The organism is Streptomyces sp. JB150, from assembly GCF_011193355.1.
Lineage (GTDB): Bacteria > Actinomycetota > Actinomycetes > Streptomycetales > Streptomycetaceae > Streptomyces.
In genome coordinates this window covers 1,099,582-1,116,116 of sequence record NZ_CP049780.1, presented here as the reverse complement: position 1 = coordinate 1,116,116, position 16,535 = coordinate 1,099,582, and the positions used below count along the sequence as shown (strand labels likewise).

Annotated in this window: 11 protein-coding genes and 1 pseudogene; 8 read left to right on the top strand and 4 right to left on the bottom strand. The window is 73.1% G+C overall.

Annotated features, from left to right (window positions below):
• Window positions 1-245: 245 nt before the first annotated feature.
• The 4 genes from G7Z13_RS05375 to G7Z13_RS05360 all read left to right on the top strand — a co-directional run bounded on the left by G7Z13_RS05375 (window position 246) and on the right by G7Z13_RS05360 (window position 4,695).
• Window positions 246-3,185, top strand: coding sequence for a nitrate- and nitrite sensing domain-containing protein (locus tag G7Z13_RS05375; protein ID WP_166004671.1), 2,940 nt, complete (start codon window positions 246-248; stop codon window positions 3,183-3,185).
• Entirely contained in the window at window positions 3,182-3,619 is a 438-nt protein-coding gene (locus tag G7Z13_RS05370; RefSeq protein WP_165996531.1) for a roadblock/LC7 domain-containing protein, read from the top strand. The genes G7Z13_RS05375 and G7Z13_RS05370 overlap by 4 nt, the downstream gene beginning before the upstream one ends.
• Before the next feature lie 9 nt (window positions 3,620-3,628).
• Window positions 3,629-4,024 (top strand): DUF742 domain-containing protein, encoded by a 396-nt coding sequence (locus G7Z13_RS05365; protein ID WP_165996528.1) that lies wholly within the window; start codon window positions 3,629-3,631, stop codon window positions 4,022-4,024.
• Between the two features lie 65 nt (window positions 4,025-4,089).
• Window positions 4,090-4,695 carry an ATP/GTP-binding protein gene (locus G7Z13_RS05360; RefSeq protein WP_165996526.1) on the top strand — a complete coding sequence of 202 codons (606 nt, stop codon included), beginning with the start codon at window positions 4,090-4,092 and terminating at the stop codon, window positions 4,693-4,695.
• An 82-nt stretch (window positions 4,696-4,777) separates the two neighbouring features.
• Here the strand turns inward: G7Z13_RS05360 and G7Z13_RS05355 are convergent, their stop codons facing one another.
• Window positions 4,778-6,592 carry a GGDEF domain-containing protein gene (locus G7Z13_RS05355; RefSeq protein WP_165996524.1) on the bottom strand — a complete coding sequence of 605 codons (1,815 nt, stop codon included), beginning with the start codon at window positions 6,590-6,592 and terminating at the stop codon, window positions 4,778-4,780.
• A gap of 149 nt (window positions 6,593-6,741) precedes the next feature.
• Between G7Z13_RS05355 and G7Z13_RS34050 the strand changes: the two are divergent.
• Together G7Z13_RS34050 and G7Z13_RS34045 are read left to right on the top strand one after the other, a co-directional pair.
• Window positions 6,742-7,536 (top strand): annotated as a pseudogene (locus G7Z13_RS34050) (M15 family metallopeptidase); the annotation flags it as partial.
• A gap of 66 nt (window positions 7,537-7,602) precedes the next feature.
• Window positions 7,603-8,133: an NUDIX domain-containing protein gene (locus G7Z13_RS34045; RefSeq protein ID WP_166004669.1), complete on the top strand. Its 531-nt coding sequence runs from the start codon at window positions 7,603-7,605 to the stop codon at window positions 8,131-8,133.
• A 209-nt stretch (window positions 8,134-8,342) separates the two neighbouring features.
• Here G7Z13_RS34045 and G7Z13_RS05340 read toward each other — a convergent pair whose 3' ends face one another.
• Complete coding sequence (locus tag G7Z13_RS05340; protein ID WP_165996523.1) at window positions 8,343-10,709, bottom strand: glycoside hydrolase family 31 protein; 2,367 nt, start codon at window positions 10,707-10,709, stop codon at window positions 8,343-8,345.
• Window positions 10,710-10,921: 212 nt separating this feature from the next.
• Here G7Z13_RS05340 and G7Z13_RS05335 point away from each other — a divergent pair, with 212 nt between their 5' ends.
• Both G7Z13_RS05335 and G7Z13_RS05330 read left to right on the top strand, forming a co-directional pair.
• Entirely contained in the window at window positions 10,922-12,889 is a 1,968-nt protein-coding gene (locus tag G7Z13_RS05335) for an acetoacetate--CoA ligase (RefSeq protein WP_165996521.1), read from the top strand.
• Window positions 12,890-13,026: 137 nt separating this feature from the next.
• Window positions 13,027-13,914: a hypothetical protein gene (locus G7Z13_RS05330; protein ID WP_165996519.1), complete on the top strand. Its 888-nt coding sequence runs from the start codon at window positions 13,027-13,029 to the stop codon at window positions 13,912-13,914.
• A gap of 66 nt (window positions 13,915-13,980) precedes the next feature.
• Here G7Z13_RS05330 and ptsP read toward each other — a convergent pair whose 3' ends face one another.
• Entirely contained in the window at window positions 13,981-15,651 is a 1,671-nt protein-coding gene (gene ptsP / locus G7Z13_RS05325) for a phosphoenolpyruvate--protein phosphotransferase (protein WP_165996517.1), read from the bottom strand.
• Between the two features lie 80 nt (window positions 15,652-15,731).
• Complete coding sequence (locus G7Z13_RS05320; RefSeq protein ID WP_165996515.1) at window positions 15,732-16,181, bottom strand: PTS glucose transporter subunit IIA; 450 nt, start codon at window positions 16,179-16,181, stop codon at window positions 15,732-15,734.
• Window positions 16,182-16,535 lie beyond the last annotated feature (354 nt).

Sequence of the window (16,535 nt, the reverse complement as noted above, 5' to 3'; positions counted from 1 at the left end):
CCCCGCCGCCGAAAAAATCCGGCCAATCGTCCGGTCGAACCCATCGGGTGCGGCCCTCGGCGCACCGCCCGAATCGGGGAGGCAATCTCCCGCAATGACCCGACAACTCCCCATGATGGGCGGCCAGTACGGAAGTTCGCCCTCCGGAACGCCCTTCGAGTTCCCCGTGTGACGGTAGTAGGCTCGCGCCGTTTGTTGACGCACATGTGTACCCCCGGCCGGTGGGGGTCGAGCTGGGGGAGGCCATGCGCTTTCGCGGGAAGTCCATCCGCCGGAAGATCGTGGCACTGCTGCTCGTGCCGTTGGTGTCCCTGACGGCGATCTGGGCGTTCGCCACGGTGCTCACGGGGCGCGAGGCAGCCCGGCTGTTCAGTGTGTCGTCCCTCGTCGAGGAGATCGGTTACCCCACCGAGGACACCGTCCGCGTACTCCAGCAGGAGCGCCGCCAGGCCCTCGTCTACCTCGCCGATCCCCGCGCCTCCAACGGCCTCGCCGCCCTCAGGCGCAGCCAGGCCGCCACCGACGCGGCCGTGGCCGAGATCCGCAAGAACGCCCGCGACCCCGATGTGCGGGACGCCCTCGGCGCGAGCGACGGTGAGCGGCTGACCGCCGTCCTGGAGGCGTTCGACGGCATCGAGTCCCTGCGCCGCAGCATCGCCGACGGCACCGTCGACCGCGCCCAGGCCTTCGAGCTGTACAACCGCCTGGTCGACCCGTGCTACGCGCTGCTGGCCAACCTCCACGTCGTCGACAACGTGGAGATGGACACCCAGTACCGCGCCCTCGTCAACCTCTCCCGCGCCCGCGAACTCCTCTCCCGCGAGGACGCCCTGCTCGGCTCCGCCCTGGTCGTCGGCCGGCTCTCCCGCACCGAGGTGCGCCGGATCTCCGACCTCATCGCCCAGCGCACCCTGCTCTACGACGCCAACCGGGCCCTGCTCCCGGCGTCGGACCGGGACCGCTACGAGCGGTTCTGGAAGAACGCCGAGACCGCCCCCCTCCGAGTCGCCGAGGAAGCCGCCGTCGCCACCAGGTCCGGCACCCCCAGCGGCGTCACCGCGCGGACCTGGGACACCGCCGCCGGCGACGTCCTCGCCGAACTCGGCACCCTCGACGACGAGACCGCCGACCGCTACCAGGAACGCGTCCGCCCGATCGCGACCGGCGTCATCGTCAAGGTCGTCGTCGCCGGCGCCCTCGGCCTCGCCGCCCTGCTCGTCTCCCTCGTGGTCTCGGTGCGCATCGGCCGCGGCCTGATCCGGGACCTGCGCCAGCTCCGCCTGGAGGCCCACGAGGCGTCCGGCGTGCGGCTGCCGAGCGTGATGCGCCGGCTCTCCGCGGGCGAGCAGGTCGACGTGGAGACCGAGGTGCCGCGCCTGGAGTACGACAAGAACGAGATCGGCGAAGTCGGCCAGGCCCTCAACACCCTCCAGCGCGCCGCCGTCGAAGCCGCCGTCAAGCAGGCCGAACTGCGCGCCGGGGTCTCCGAGGTCTTCGTCAACCTCGCCCGCCGCAGCCAGGTCCTGCTGCACAAGCAGCTCACGCTCCTCGACACCATGGAACGCCGCACCGAGGACACCGAGGAACTGGCCGACCTCTTCCGTCTCGACCACCTCACCACGCGGATGCGCCGGCACGCCGAGGGCCTGGTGATCCTCTCCGGCGCGGCCCCGTCCCGGCAGTGGCGCAAGCCGATCCAGCTCATGGACGTCGTACGGGCCGCCGTCGCCGAGGTCGAGGACTACGAGCGCATCGAGGTCCGCAGACTGCCGCGGATCGCCGTCACCGGCCCGGCCGTCGCCGACCTCACCCACCTCGTGGCCGAACTCCTGGAAAACGCCACCGTCTTCTCCCCGCCGCACACCGCCGTCCAGGTCGTGGGGGAGCGGGTCGCCAACGGCTTCACCCTGGAGATCCACGACCGCGGCCTCGGCATGGCGGCCGACGCGCTCCTCGAAGCCAACCTCCGGCTCGCCGAGACCCCGGAGTTCGAGCTGTCCGACACCGACCGGCTCGGCCTGTTCGTGGTCAGCCGGCTCGCGCAGCGGCAGAACGTCCGGGTCTCCCTCCAGCCGTCCCCGTACGGCGGCACCACCGCCGTCGTCTTCATCCCCGACACCCTGCTGACGGACGACGTCCCGGACACCAACGGCATCGGTTTTCGCCTCGACCGGCCGCGGCCCGCCAAGGACACCGAGGCCGGCGGCCGCCGGGCCGCGCTCTCCAAGGCGCCCGTGAAGGTCCCCGGCCTGCCCCCCGCGCTGCTCGACGGGCCGGTCGAGCTGGAGGCCCCCGTCGACCTCGACGCCCTCGACGCCATGGGCACCATCGACGCGATCGATGCCATCGACGACTTCCCCGGCGTGCTCGACGGCGAGGACACCGACCGCGGCGGCCTGTTCCGCCCCCGCCGCTCGCTCCTCGCCGCCGACGAGGACACACCGGGACGCCCCGGCCCACGTCAGCACGGAGCCTCCCGCACCCGCGACGCGTCCGCGGGCGACGGCACCGACGAGGACGACCACCTCGACGCGCCCGTCCCACTGCCCCGCCGCCGTACACCCAAGCTGGTCAGCTCCCACGGGCGCCCGGTCACCGAGCAGCGCACCCGCCGCGCCGGCCCGGACGAGGAACCGCCGGAGGGCCCCGCCCCGCGCCCGGCCGACCCGGACCGCGCGACGCCGCTCCCGACCCGCCGCCGCGGCAGCTCCCCGCTCGGCCGCGGCACCACCGCACCGGCCCACCGGGAGAACCGCGAGAACGCGGACTCCCGTGACAGCGGGGCCTCCCACCCGAGCGACCGCGCGACGACCTCACTGCGCGCCCTGCGGGGCCGCACCGAAAGCCCGGACCGCGCGCCCGGCCCCGGCACCGGAACCGGTACCGACCGCGGACCCGGCGCCGGCACCGACCCCGGAGCCGGCACTCACCCCGGAACCGATCCCGGCTCCGGCCCGCTGCCCCGCCGCGTGCGGCAGGCCAGCCTCGCGCCGCAGCTGCGGCAGGGACCGGCGCACCGTACCGACGACCGCGCGGCACCCGGGGAACGGGACGCCGACGAGGTCCGCAACCGTATGGCCTCCCTCCAGCGAGGCTGGCGGCGCGGCCGCGAGGAGAACGCCGCGGGCGACGACGCCCACAGCTCCACGGCACCACACCGAACGACTAAGGGGGACGGTCGATGACCGCACCGAAGGCGACCGACCACGCCACGACCGGCAAGTCAGGCGAGCTGAACTGGCTGCTCGACGAACTGGTGGACCGCGTGGCGAGCATCCGCAAGGCCGTCGTGCTGTCCGGCGACGGACTGCCCACCGGGGCCTCCAAGGACCTGACCCGCGAGGACAGCGAGCACCTGGCCGCCGTGGCCTCCGGCTTCCACAGCCTGGCCAAGGGCGTCGGCCGCCACTTCGAGGCGGGCAGCGTCCGGCAGACGGTGGTCGAACTGGACGACGCCTTCCTGTTCGTCACGGCCGCCGGCGACGGCAGCTGCCTCGCCGTCCTGTCCGACGCCGATTCCGACATCGGCCAGGTCGCCTACGAGATGACGCTCCTCGTGAAGCGGGTCGGGGTGCATCTGGGCACCGCTCCGCGCACCGACCTGCCCGCCGGCGGGTAGTGGGATGGCATGAGCGCAGACGGACAGGCAGGAAGCCACTGGTTCGACGACGAGGCAGGACCGGTCGTGCGCCCCTACGCCATGACGCGCGGCCGCACCAGCCACGCGGCCCAGCACCGCCTCGACGTGATCGCGGTGGTCGTCACGGAGCCCGACGCGGGCGACCCGGAGACCGACCCGACGCTGTCCCCGGAACACGTGCGCATCGTCGGACTGTGCCGTGACACACCGCAGTCGGTCGCCGAACTCGCCGCCGAACTCGACCTGCCCATCGGCGTGGTACGGGTGCTCATCGGCGATCTCGTGGACGCGGAGTTCGTCCATGTGACCCGGCCGGTGCCACCGGCCGAACTCCCGGACGAAAGTATTCTGCGCGACGTGATCAACGGCCTCCGGGCACTGTGAACCGGGCACGTGAACAGCGGGCCCACCGCCCACTCACCCCCCCCATCGAGCAGGAGTAGAGACCGATGATCTTCGGGCGTTCTGAACGCGGCAAGCCCCCGGTCGAGCCCGTCACGCTCAAGATCCTCGTGGCCGGCGGCTTCGGCGTGGGCAAGACCACCCTCGTCGGCGCGGTCAGCGAGATCAGACCGCTGCGCACCGAGGAACCGCTCACCGAGGTCAGCCGCCCGGTCGACGACACCACCGGCGTCGAGGGCAAGCACACCACCACCGTCGCCATGGACTTCGGCCGCATCACCCTCCGCGAGGACCTGGTCCTCTACCTCTTCGGAACGCCCGGCCAGGAGCGGTTCTGGTTCATGTGGGACGAGCTGTCCGAGGGTGCGCTCGGCGCCGTCGTCCTCGCCGACACCCGCCGCCTGGAGGACTGCTTCGCCGCCATCGACTACTTCGAGCGGCGCGCCATCCCCTTCCTGGTCGGCGTCAACTGCTTCGAGGGGGAAGTCCGTTACCCGGCCGACGAGGTCCGCAGGGCCCTCGACCTGGACGACCACGTTCCCCTCGTGCTGTGCGACGCCCGCGACCGCGAATCGGTCAAGGACGTCCTCGTCGGCGTCGTCCAGCACGCCATGGCCCAGGCCGCGGACCGCCGTCAGGCGGTCGCGACCTGAGGTCGGCCACAGCTCCGGAACGGCCCGTACCTCCGCCGACTGAGGTACGGGCCGCAGTCCCGGCTACCCCGCGCGCGCACGCTTAGGCGCCCCGCCCCCCCACCCGAGGCCCTTCTCCACGGCCCTGCGCCCGTCGCGGTACTCCCGTTCGCGCACCGGCACCCCACCACGCGGGCACCCCACTCCCCGCCTCCGCACCCGCGCCGGCCTCCGCACCCGCCTCCCGACGCGCCGCTTCCGCACCGGCACCGGTTTCCGCACCCGCCTCCCGACGCTCCGCCTCCCCAGGCATCCCCTCCACACCCCGCAGCACCCGATGCCCCGGCACCCCCGCCCGCCCCAACACCCAACTCGCCCCGCTCAACGCCTTCGCGGCCTTCTTCAGCGGCGCAAGACAGGCCGCCGCCTGCCGGTGATCGCCCACACCGCCGGGCCCGCACACGACCGTGGCCAGCGACAGGGTCACCGGCCGTCCGCCCGCCGACCACGGGCTGTCGAGCACCGACGCGGCGAGCGGACCGAGGGCTTCCGGCTCGCTCAGCACCAGGAAGTCGTCCCCGCCGATGTGCCCCACGCGGGTACTGCCCGACGCCGCGCGCTGCAGCGCCCACCCCACCGACCGGATCAGCTCGTCCCCTGCCGCGAACCCGGCCCCGTCGTTCACCTGCTTGAAGTGGTCGACATCCAGCCAGCTCAGCGCGAACTCCCGCCCGTCCGCGATCCACCGGTCCACCTCGGCGGTGATCGCGTCCGAACCCGGCAGCCGCGTCAGCGGATTGAGCCCGGCCGCCTCCTCCACCCGCGACTCCGCCAGCGCCCGCACCAGATCCGCCAGCCGTACGACCCCCACGCACCGCCCGTACCCGTCGACGACCGCCACGTCGTCCGACGTCCGGTCCCGCTCGCCGTCCGCCACCACGTCCAGCACCTCCCACGCGGTGGCCTCGACACCCACCGTGCGCGGCGGATCGCCCAGCCGCGCCGCCGGCCGGTCGGCGTACAGCGCGTGCCCGTACCGCCCCGACATGGACAGCAGGAACCGGGACCGGTGCACCGAGCGGACCGGCAGGCCGTCGCGGTCCACGAGCAGCACCCCGGACACGTCCGGCGACCCGGTCAGCAGCGACCGCACCTCGGACGCCGACGCGGTGTCGGGCAGCAGCGCCGCCGGCCGTACGAACTGCCGTACCGACGGGCCGGTGCGCGCCCCGCCCTCGACGGCGGGGGAGCGGGCCGGAACGTACACTCCGGCCGCGGGCAGCCTGGTCGGCGGGGCGAACAGCGTGCCCTGCGCCAGCTGCGCCCCGGCCGACAGCGCGGCCGCGCACTGCGCCTCGGTCTCCACCCCCTCGACGGCCAGCAGCGCTCCCAGCTCGTCGCACAGCGTCCGCATGGCCCGCACGGCGGCCGGCCGGGCCAGCAGCGACGCGTCCAGCTTCACCAGGTCGGGCGCCAGATCCGCGAGCAGCCGAAGCGGCAGGTCGCCGTCCCCCACACCGTCCGCGCTGATCCGGAAGCCGAGCCCCCGCAGGGCGGCCACGGCGTCCAGCAGGCCGCGCTGCGGCACATGGGTGTACGGCGGGCCGATGTCGACGGTCACCTCGCCCGGCAGCCGTCCCGCCGCGCGCACCGCGTCGTGCAGCGGGCCGAGCCCGCCGAGATCCGCGAGCGTCCCGGCGAACACGTTGACGTGCAGCGGCAGCAGCGTCTCGTGACGCACCGCGGCCCGCACCGCCGACGCGGCCAGCCGGCCGTCGAGTTCGGGATCCCGGCGGGCCTCGGCCAGCACGTCACCGGTTTCCGGGCGGGCGAGGACCTCCTGCGCCGCGATCCCGCCGGTGGACAGATTGACCACCGGCTGGAAAGCGAAGCGGAGCGTGTCCGACCAGGAGTGCACGGGAGCATGATGGCGCCGCCCGCACACCCGCCCCGGCGCAGTTCATGAGACGTTCACGCAGCATTCCCAGCCGGTCACACAGCGTACGCACGGCCTGCCGCCCCTCCGGTCGCTTCCCCCACGCGACCCGCCCCTGATAGATGCAGGACATGACACGACGACTCACCCGCGCGGCCCACGGCCTGATCACCGCGGCCGCCGCCCTCCTGGCCCTCACGACCGCCCCCGCCCCCGCCCGGGCGACGACCGAGCCCATCGCACCGGACGACTTCGTGGCACTGCGCACCGTCGACCCGACGATCATCCAGGAGATGCGCTACTTCACCCGCCACAACTTCGTCGGCGAGCGCATCGACGGCTACCGGCAGCCCCTGTGCATCCTCACCCGCCCCGCCGCCGAAGCCCTCCACCGGGCCCAGTCCACGCTGCTCCGCCGGGGCTACAGCCTCAAGGTCTACGACTGCTACCGGCCGCAGCGCGCGGTGGACCACTTCGTCCGCTGGGCCAAGGACCTCGACGACCAGGCCATGAAGGCCGAGTTCTACCCGAACGTCGACAAGACCCGCCTGTTCGCGGACGGTTACATCGCCGAGAAATCCGGCCACAGCCGCGGCTCCACCGTCGACCTGACCCTCGTCGAACTCCCCGCGAAGCCGACCAGGCCGTACGTGCCCGGACAGCCGCTCGTGCCCTGCCACGCCCCCCAGGACGAGCGCTTCCCCGACAACTCCGTCGACATGGGCACCGGTTACGACTGCTTCGACACCCTCTCCCACACCCTCGACCCGCGCGTCCAGGGCGAGCAGCGCGCCAACCGCCTGCTGCTGAAGCACACCCTCGAAGACCTCGGATTCGACAACCTCCCCGAGGAGTGGTGGCACTTCACCTACAAGCCCGAGCCCCACCCGGACACCTACTTCGACTTCCCCGTCTCCGCGCGGTCCTCGCCCACGCCCGCTGAACGCCGCCCCCCGTCGGCGCCCTCTCCGCGATCGGATACAGTCCGCGCCGTGTCCGAATCCCTGTACTCCCACACCGGCCCCGGCTCGCACTGTTCGAGCTGCGGCGCACCTTACGGAGTGGGCGCCTCCGGCTGGCCCCGCACCTGCCCCTCCTGCGGCACCGTGGCCTACCGCAACCCCCTGCCGGTCGCGGTGGCCCTCCAGCCCGTGTACGACACCCAGGGCACCGCCCTCGTCGTCATCACCCGAACCGTGGCCCCCGCGCGCGGAGGCATCGCCCTGCCCGGCGGCTTCGTCAACGACCGCGAGGACTGGCGCCAGGCCGTCGTGCGGGAACTCGCGGAGGAGACCGGCATCGACGCCGCGGCCCGCGACGTACGCCTCGCCGACGCGATGAGCTCCCCCGACGGCCACCTGTTGCTCTTCGGCCTCCTGCCGGAACGCCCCGCCGACGGACTCCCGGCCTCCGCCCCCACCGACGAGACGGAGGGCTGGCACCTCCTGCGCAGACCGCAGGAACTGGCCTTCCCCCTGCACACGCTCGCCGTCCGCGGCTGGTTCGAGGGCCGCTACATCTGAGGCCGCCGGGCCGACCGCACCCGGCCACCCCCGGACACCGCAACCGGGCCACCCCCCGGACACCGCAACCGGGCCACCCCCCGGACACCGCAGCCGATCCCCCGCAGCCGATCGACCGTAGCCGGGCACCGCAGCCGAATCCGCCGCAGCCGCGCCTGTCCCCGCCGGACACCGCCCCACGGCTGTCCCCGCCGCCTGGCCCTACCGACTCACTCCGCGCCCAGCCCCCGCACCCGCACCGAGCACGGCGGCTCCGCCCCGCCGCCCTCACCGGACCGCTCGACCACCACCCGCCGGCCCGCCCGGCGGGACGTGTACCGCTCGATCTCCGCCTCCTCCCAGCCGTCCCCGGCATCCCGCACCACCAGGCCACGCCCGGTCCGGCCCCGCGCGGGAGCCCACACCTCCAGCTCCAGGCCGCCGTCGTCCCCGCGGACGGGAATCACCGCACCCGCGCGCGCGAACACCGGAATCCGTGACAGGGGCGCATCCACCAGCACCCGCCCCGGACCCTCGTACGCCCGCTCCGTCGCCGTGTCGTACCACCGCCCGCGCGGCAGCCGCACCACCCGCCGCTCCGTGCCCGGCTGCAGCACCGGCGCCACCAGCAGACAGTCGCCCAGCAGGAAGGCGTCCTCACAGTCCCGCAGCGCCCGGTCCTCCGGCGCCGCCCACCACAACGGCCGCACATAGGGAGCCCCCGTACGCCGGGCCAGATGCGCCAGCGTCACGAAGTACGGCAGCAGCCGCCGCCGCTCCAGCAGCGCCACGCGCGCGTACTCCAGCACCTGCGTGCCGAACTCCCACGGCTCCCTGCGCCCCGCCTCCGGCCCGGCATGCGTGCGGAACAGCGGCAGGTACGCGGCGAGCTGGAACCAGCGCAGATACAGCTCCGGCGAAGGACGGCCGTCGTAGCCGCCCACGTCCGGCCCCGAGTACGGCACCCCGCACAGACCGAGCCCCATGACCAGCGACAGCGACGCCCGCAGCCCCGGCCAGCCCGTCGCCACGCCACCCGACCAGGCACCGCCGTAACGCTGCATGCCCACCCAGCCCGAACGAGAGAACACGAACGGCCGCTGCCCCGGCGCCGGCCCGGCCAGCCCTTCGTAGCCCGCCCGCGCCATGCCCAGCCCGTACACGTTGTGCGCCTCCCGGTGATCGCCCCCACGCCCCTCCAGGGAGTGCCGGGCCGACCGCGGCAGCGTCGTCTCCCCGAACGCCGCGAACGACGTCGGCTCGTTCATGTCATGCCAGAACCCGGAGAAACCCTGCGCCAGCCGCTCCTCGTACTGTCGGCCCCACCACCGCCGCACCCGCGCGTCCGTGAAATCCGGGAACACCGTCTCGCCGGGCCACCCGACACCCCGCACGAGCCGCCCCGACGCGTCCCGCACGAACGCGTCCCCGGCCGTCCCGCTGTCGTACACGGCGTCCCCCGGCTCCGCCTGCACCGCCGCGCCCACGACCGACACCAGCCGTATCCCGTCCCGCCGCAGGTCCTCGGCGAGCTGCGGCAGCTTCGGGAAGCGATCGGGATCGACGGTGAAGACCCGGTGCTCCTCGTGGTGATCGGTGGCCAGATGGACCGCGTCCAGCGGCAGACCGCGCTCCTGGTAGCCCGCGACGATCCGCCGCACCTCCTGCTCGCTGCCGAAACCCCACCGTGCGTGGTGATGGCCCAGCGCCCAGACCGGCGGCAGCGCGGGCGCCCCCGTCAGCGACGCCCAGCCGAGCAGCACGCGCGAGGGGGACCCCACCACCACCCAGCAGCGCAGCGGCCCCCCGTCCATCCGCAGCTCGCACATCCCGCCGCGGTCGTGCCCCGAACCCGCGCCCTCCTCGCCCTCGCGCAGCAGCACCGTCCCGTCCCACGTGGTGTCGTGGAACACCAGATGCGTGCCCGCGTCGGCCACCACCAGGTGCACCGGCATCGTGATGTACAGCGGATCGTCCCCGGGCCCGAAGGGCCGCCCCGGGTCGGTGTTCCACAGCCGGTAGGCGCCGTCCCGCAGCCGGGGCCCGCACGCCCGTCCGCCCAGCCCGAAGAACCGCGCGTCCGCCGGCACCTCCGACCGCTGCCGCCACCGCGCGGTGCCCCCACCGGCCGGCTCCCACCAGCGCGGCGGCAGATCGCGGCGCAGGGTCACCCCACCGGGCGTACGGACCTCGATCGCCCCCTGCCGCGACACCACGACCGTCATCCGCTCGGCCACCACCCGCCAGCCGCCGTCCTTGTCGGGCTCCAGCACCGCCCGCGGATCCGGCTCCGGACACCGCCCCGCGAGCGCGTACGACGGCTCGGGACCGGCCCCGTCCCACCCCCAGAAGACCGCCCCGCTCACCGTGACGGTCACCCGCAGCTCCGACCGGCTGAACCGCAGCGTGCCGCCACCCGGCCCGGGCTCCGCGCACTCCAGGACACCGGGCACCCGCGCCCGCTCCGCACCCCGCGGCGGCAGCCCCGCGGCGTCCGCGCGCCTCCTGCGCCACGCCGCCCGCACGATACGCAACCCCTGCGCCGCCCCCACGGAACCGACCGCCTTCACCGAACGCACCAGGTCACGACCGTCCATGCTGCTCACCCTGCCACTGTCCGGACGGTCGGCGCGTCGCGTTCAACTGCCGTTCACCCGTGCCAGGACCACATCTTCACGACACGGACTATGTGGGGCGGACCCTGGTGCTGAAGTCGATCACATGGCATCGTCCGTGTCAGCCGCGTCACGCGCACACCCCAGCCCGTGCGCGGAGGACGCACACGACGCGCACAGTCCGGGAGCCGCCCATGTCGACCGTGAACCCCCAGCCGCTCTGGCAGCCCGATCCGGAACGCATCGCCCAGGCACAGATCACCAGGTTCCAGGCCTGGGCCGCCGAACACCACGGCGCCCCCGCCGAGGGCGGATACGCCGCACTGCACCGCTGGTCCGTCGACGAGCTGGACACCTTCTGGAAAGCCGTCACCGAATGGTTCGATGTCCGCTTCTCCACCCTCTACGCGCGCGTGCTCGGCGACCGCGCCATGCCCGGCGCCCAGTGGTTCCCCGGAGCCACCCTGAACTACGCCGAACACGCCCTGCGCGCGAGCGCGACCCGCGCGGACGAACCGGCCCTCCTCTGCGTCGACGAGACACACGAGCCCCGCGCGGTGACCTGGTCCGAGCTGCGCCGCCAGGTCGGCTCCCTGGCCGCGGAACTGCGCGCCCTCGGCGTCCGCCCCGGCGACCGCGTCAGCGGCTACCTCCCCAACATCCCCGAAGCCGTCGTCGCCCTCCTGGCCACCGCCGCGGTCGGCGGCGTGTGGACCTCCTGCGCCCCCGACTTCGGCGCCCGCAGCGTCCTCGACCGCTTTCAGCAGGTCGAACCCGTCGTCCTGTTCACCGTCGACGGCTACCGCTACGGCGGCAAGGAACACGACCGCCGCGACACCGTCGCCGAACTGCGCCGCGAGCTGCCCAGCCTCCGCGCGGTCGTCCACATCCCCCTCCTCGGCACCGGGGCACCCGAGGGAACCCTGGAGTGGCCGGCCCTCACCAGCGCGGACGTCGAGCCCGCATTCGAGCAGGTCCCCTTCGACCACCCCCTGTGGGTCCTGTACTCCTCGGGCACCACGGGCCTGCCCAAGCCGATCGTCCAGTCCCAGGGCGGCATCCTCGTCGAGCACCTCAAACAGCTCGGCCTGCACTGCGACCTCGGCCCCGGGGACCGCTTCTTCTGGTACACCTCGACCGGCTGGATGATGTGGAACTTCCTCGTCTCCGGCCTCCTCACCGGCACCACGATCGTCCTCTACGACGGCAGCCCCGGACACCCCGACACCGGTGCCCAGTGGCGCATCGCCGAACGCACCGGGGCCACCCTCTACGGCACCTCCGCCGCCTACGTCATGGCCTGCCGCAAGGCGGACGTCCACCCCGCGCGGGACTACGACCTGTCCGCCGTGCGCTGCGTCGCCACCACCGGCTCCCCCCTGCCGCCCGACGGCTTCCGCTGGCTGCACGACGAGGTCCGCGACGACCTCTGGATCGCCTCCGTCAGCGGCGGCACCGACGTGTGCTCCTGCTTCGCCGGAGCCGTCCCCACCCTCCCCGTGTACGTCGGCGAACTCCAGGCCCCCGGCCTCGGCACCGACCTGCAGTCCTGGGACCCGAGCGGCAAACCCCTGACCGACGAGGTCGGCGAACTCGTGGTCACCAACCCCATGCCGTCCATGCCGATCTACTTCTGGAACGACCCCGACGGCAGCCGCTACCACGACAGCTACTTCGACACCTACCCCGGCGTCTGGCGCCACGGCGACTGGATCACCGTCACCTCCCGCGGCTCCGTCGTCATCCACGGCCGCTCCGACTCGACCCTCAACCGGCAGGGCGTGCGCATGGGCTCGGCCGACATCTACGAAGCCGTCGAACGCCTTCCGGAGATCAGGGAATCCCTCGTCATCGGCATCGAACAGCCCGACGGCGGCTACTGGATGCCCCTGTTCGTCCACCTTGCCCCCGGCGCCGTCCTCGACGACGCCCTCCGCGACCGCGTCAAGCGGACCATCCGCGAACAGCTCTCACCGCGCCACGTCCCCGACGAGATCATCGAAGTGCCCGGCGTCCCGCACACCCTCACCGGCAAACGCATCGAGGTTCCCGTCAAGCGCCTCCTTCAGGGCACCCCCCTCGACAAAGCCGTCAACCCCGGTTCCGTCGACAACCTCGACCTGCTCCACTTCTACGAGGACCTGGCCCGCGAACGCGCCTGACCGCACCCGGCGCCCACCCCGCCGAGCGGCCCCGGACCCGCACCCCGCGGCGCCGGCCGAGGCCGCTCGGACGCCGTTGTCAGTGCCACCCGTTACGGTGAGTGAGCACTGATCGACTGCGCGCACAGGGGGAAACAATGGCGCACACCGACAACCTGACCATGCGGCGCGTCCTGCACCGCGAGATCGCCGGCACCATCGGCCTGCTCACCGACGAGCACGACTTCCGCGCCATGCGGCGCTACCGCAGCTTCACCTTCGACGACCACCGGACCTACCTCCAGCAGGTCGAAGCCCTGCTCAAGAACCGAGCCGCCCAGGGCACCCACACCACGGTCGCCCTCTTCGACCCGCAGGAATACGCCGACTACTGCGCCGCCACCGGCCTCGACCCCGACGCCCCGGCCAGCCGCAGCCGCTTCACCGCCGAACTGGCCGCCGAAGGCCCCAGCATCCCCTACGACGGCCGGCCCCTCACCGACCTCGTCCCCGAACTGGTCGAGGCGGCCGTCCGCCAGGCCACCTGGGACTACGCGTCGACGCTGCTGGCCCGCGCCGGCACCTGCGCCACCTGCGGCGAGGACCTCGGACGCGCTGCCTTCACCCGCGCCTCCGCCCTCCTCGTCCGCATCCTCGACACGGCCCCACCGGGCCACCGCCACCTCGTGTGCAGCGTCTCGGCGACCCCCGAGACCCTCGTCGCCGTCCTGCACGCCGACGACCACGACGGCGCCACCGAGCTCGACGAGTCCGAAGCCCTCGAATTCACCACGGTCCTCGCCCTCGGCATCGCCACCCGCAGCCCCGGCGGCCTCGTCATGCGCACCAGCGCCCCCGGCACCTCCGACCGCGTCTACGGCTGGCGCCTGCGCGGCAACGGACTCGAAGCCCTCACCGCCGGAGAGGTCTTCGACGCGTACTGCACCGACGTCGAATCCGGCGACCTGATCTCACCCGAGTCGGGCGTCGACTACTGCGCGCCGCCCGACCTCGGCGACGACGCACCGCCACCCCACCGGCACTGAACGCGCCAGGGGCGCCCCACCCGACGGTGGAGCGCCCCTGGCCACAGCCTCGGCCGGACTTCCGGATCACTCGCCGGACAGCACCGCCTGAGCGGCGTTGCGCGCGTCCTCGGCCGTGTCCGCCGCCCGCGCGGCCGCCGCGGCACGCTCGCACTGCGCCAGTGTGTACTTCGCCAGCGCCGCCCGGACATAAGGAATCGACGCCGCACCCATGGAGAGCGAGGTGACCCCCAGACCGGTCAGCACACAGGCGAGCAGCGGGTCGGACGCCGCCTCACCACAGACACCACAGCTCTTGCCCTCGGCCTTGGCGGCCTCGGCCGCCATCGCCACCAGGTCGAGCAGCGCCGGCTGCCACGGGTCCTGCAACCGGGACACCGCACCCACCTGCCGGTCCGCGGCGAAGGTGTACTGAGCGAGGTCGTTCGTGCCCAGGGACAGGAACTCGACCTCCTGGAGGATCGCCCGCGCCCGCAGCGCGGCCGACGGGATCTCCACCATCGCCCCGAACTTCGCCCGCAGCCCCGCCGCCCGGCACGCGTCGGCGAACGCCTTCGCGTCCGTACGGTCCGCCACCATCGGCGCCATGACCTCGAGGTAGACCGGCAGACCCTCGGCGGCCTTCGCCAGCGCCGACAACTGGGTGCGCAGCACCTCGGGGTGGTCCAGCAGCGTCCGCAGACCCCGCACACCCAGCGCCGGGTTCGGCTCGTCGGCCGGCGTCAGGAAGTCGAGCGGCTTGTCCGCCCCGGCGTCCAGCACCCGCACCACGACCCGGCCCTCGGGGAACGCCTCGAGCACCTGCCGGTAGGCCTCGACCTGCTTCTCCTCCGAAGGAGCCTTCTTGTTGTCGTCCAGGAACAGGAACTCGGTCCGGAACAGACCGACCCCCTCCGCACCAGCCTCCACCGCCGCGGCCACGTCCGCGATCCCGCCGATGTTGGCGAGCAGCGGCACCTTGTGACCGTCGGACGTGGCACCAGGACCGGACGACGCGGCCAGCGCGGCCTTGCGCTCGGCGGCCGCCGCCTCCAGCGCCGCCTTCTTCTCCTCGCTCGGGTCGACGAAGACCTCGCCGGTGCTGCCGTCCACCGCGACGACCGTTCCCTCGGCCAGCTCGCCGGCGCCCGGCAGCGCCACCACGGCCGGCACACCGAGCGCCCGGGCCAGGATCGCGCTGTGGCTGGTCGGCCCGCCCTCCTCGGTCACGAACCCGAGCACCAGCGCCGGATCGAGCAGCGCCGTGTCCGCCGGCGCCAGATCACGCGCCACCAGCACATAGGGCTCGTCGCTGTCCGGCACACCCGGCATCGGAACGCCCAGCAGCCGGGCGACGATACGATTCCGCACATCGTCGAGGTCCGCGACCCGGCCCGCCAGGTACTCACCGGCACCGGCCAGCAGATCCCGGTACGCGGCGAACGCGTCGTACACGGCCCGCTCGGCCGTGCTGCCCACGACGATCCGCCGGTCGACGTCCGCGATCAGCTCGGGGTCCTGCGCCATCATGGCCTGCGCCTCGAGCACCGCCTGGGCCTCGCCGCCCGCCAGATTGCCGCGCGCGATCAGGTCGGCCGCCACAGCCTCCACGGCCTTGCGGGCGCGCCCCTGCTCACGCTCCGCCTCCTCGGCCGGGATCTGCTTGGCGGGCGGTTCGAGCACCGCCGTCCCCATGTGCCGAACCTGGCCGATCGCCACACCGTGGCTCACGCCGACGCCTCGCAGCGTTGTCTCCATCTCACCCGTCTCCGATACGTGCGGCGGGCCCCGCCGCCGCGGTGGTTGTCCTACCAGGCCGCCCTAGGACGGCAGTGACGTCACTTCCAGACGAAGAGACCGTCGCCGACCTTGACCTCGCCGTCCTCGCGGAGCTCGGAGAGCGCCTCGACGGTGGCCTCCAGCGCCACGACGGGGCACACCGGGGACTTGCCGGCGGCCTCGACGGCGGCGGGGTTCCACCGCACGACGGCCTGTCCGCGCGTCACGGTGTCGCCCTTGTTCACCAGCAGCTCGAAGCCCTCGCCGTTGAGCTGCACGGTGTCGATGCCGAGATGGGTGAGCACGCCGTGTCCGTCCGGGTCGACGACCACGAAGGCGTGCGGGTGGAGGGAGACGATGACGCCGTCGACGGGCGCGACCGCCTCGGAGGGCTCACGCACGGGATCGATGGCGGTACCAGGGCCGACCATGGCCCCGGAGAAGACCGGATCCGGCACAGCCGCCAGTCCGATGGCGCGTCCTGACAACGGGGACGTCACGGTGGTCATGGGAAGCCTCCCAGGGGTGGAGATGTATGGGCCGTCACTGCCTGTCCCGGACGACGCACTGATCAGCAGCGTATGTCACAGGAAGTGGCGGTTCCGCACGATAGCTCCTGAATAGAGGTCTAGACCACCTCCTTCAGGGATTTGCACCCGCTCGACGGCCCCGTGTACAGTCGTACTCCTGCTTGGGGCTGAGCGACGCGACCAAGGCGTCCTCGCCCGGTGGAACCCAACTTGTCAGATCCTATCTCGGGGTCTCCTTCTGCATGCCTGCAGGAGGGTGGTCAGAGAGACGGAAAAAGCCTGATAGAGTCGGAAACGCAAGACCGAAGGGAAGCGCCCGGAGGAAAGCCCGAG

Bases quoted from the DNA above. Each gene is read 5' to 3' on its own strand.
- G7Z13_RS05375 (WP_166004671.1), top strand. From the start codon at position 246: ATGCGCTTTCGCGGGAAGTCCATCCGCCGGAAGATCGTGGCACTGCTG.
- G7Z13_RS05335 (WP_165996521.1), top strand. From the start codon at position 10,922: ATGTCGACCGTGAACCCCCAGCCGCTCTGGCAGCCCGATCCGGAACGC.
- G7Z13_RS05340 (WP_165996523.1), bottom strand. From the start codon at position 10,709: ATGGACGGTCGTGACCTGGTGCGTTCGGTGAAGGCGGTCGGTTCCGTG.
- G7Z13_RS05365 (WP_165996528.1), top strand. From the start codon at position 3,629: ATGAGCGCAGACGGACAGGCAGGAAGCCACTGGTTCGACGACGAGGCA.
- G7Z13_RS05370 (WP_165996531.1), top strand. From the start codon at position 3,182: ATGACCGCACCGAAGGCGACCGACCACGCCACGACCGGCAAGTCAGGC.
- ptsP (WP_165996517.1), bottom strand. From the start codon at position 15,651: ATGGAGACAACGCTGCGAGGCGTCGGCGTGAGCCACGGTGTGGCGATC.
- G7Z13_RS05330 (WP_165996519.1), top strand. From the start codon at position 13,027: ATGGCGCACACCGACAACCTGACCATGCGGCGCGTCCTGCACCGCGAG.
- G7Z13_RS05360 (WP_165996526.1), top strand. From the start codon at position 4,090: ATGATCTTCGGGCGTTCTGAACGCGGCAAGCCCCCGGTCGAGCCCGTC.
- G7Z13_RS05320 (WP_165996515.1), bottom strand. From the start codon at position 16,181: ATGACCACCGTGACGTCCCCGTTGTCAGGACGCGCCATCGGACTGGCG.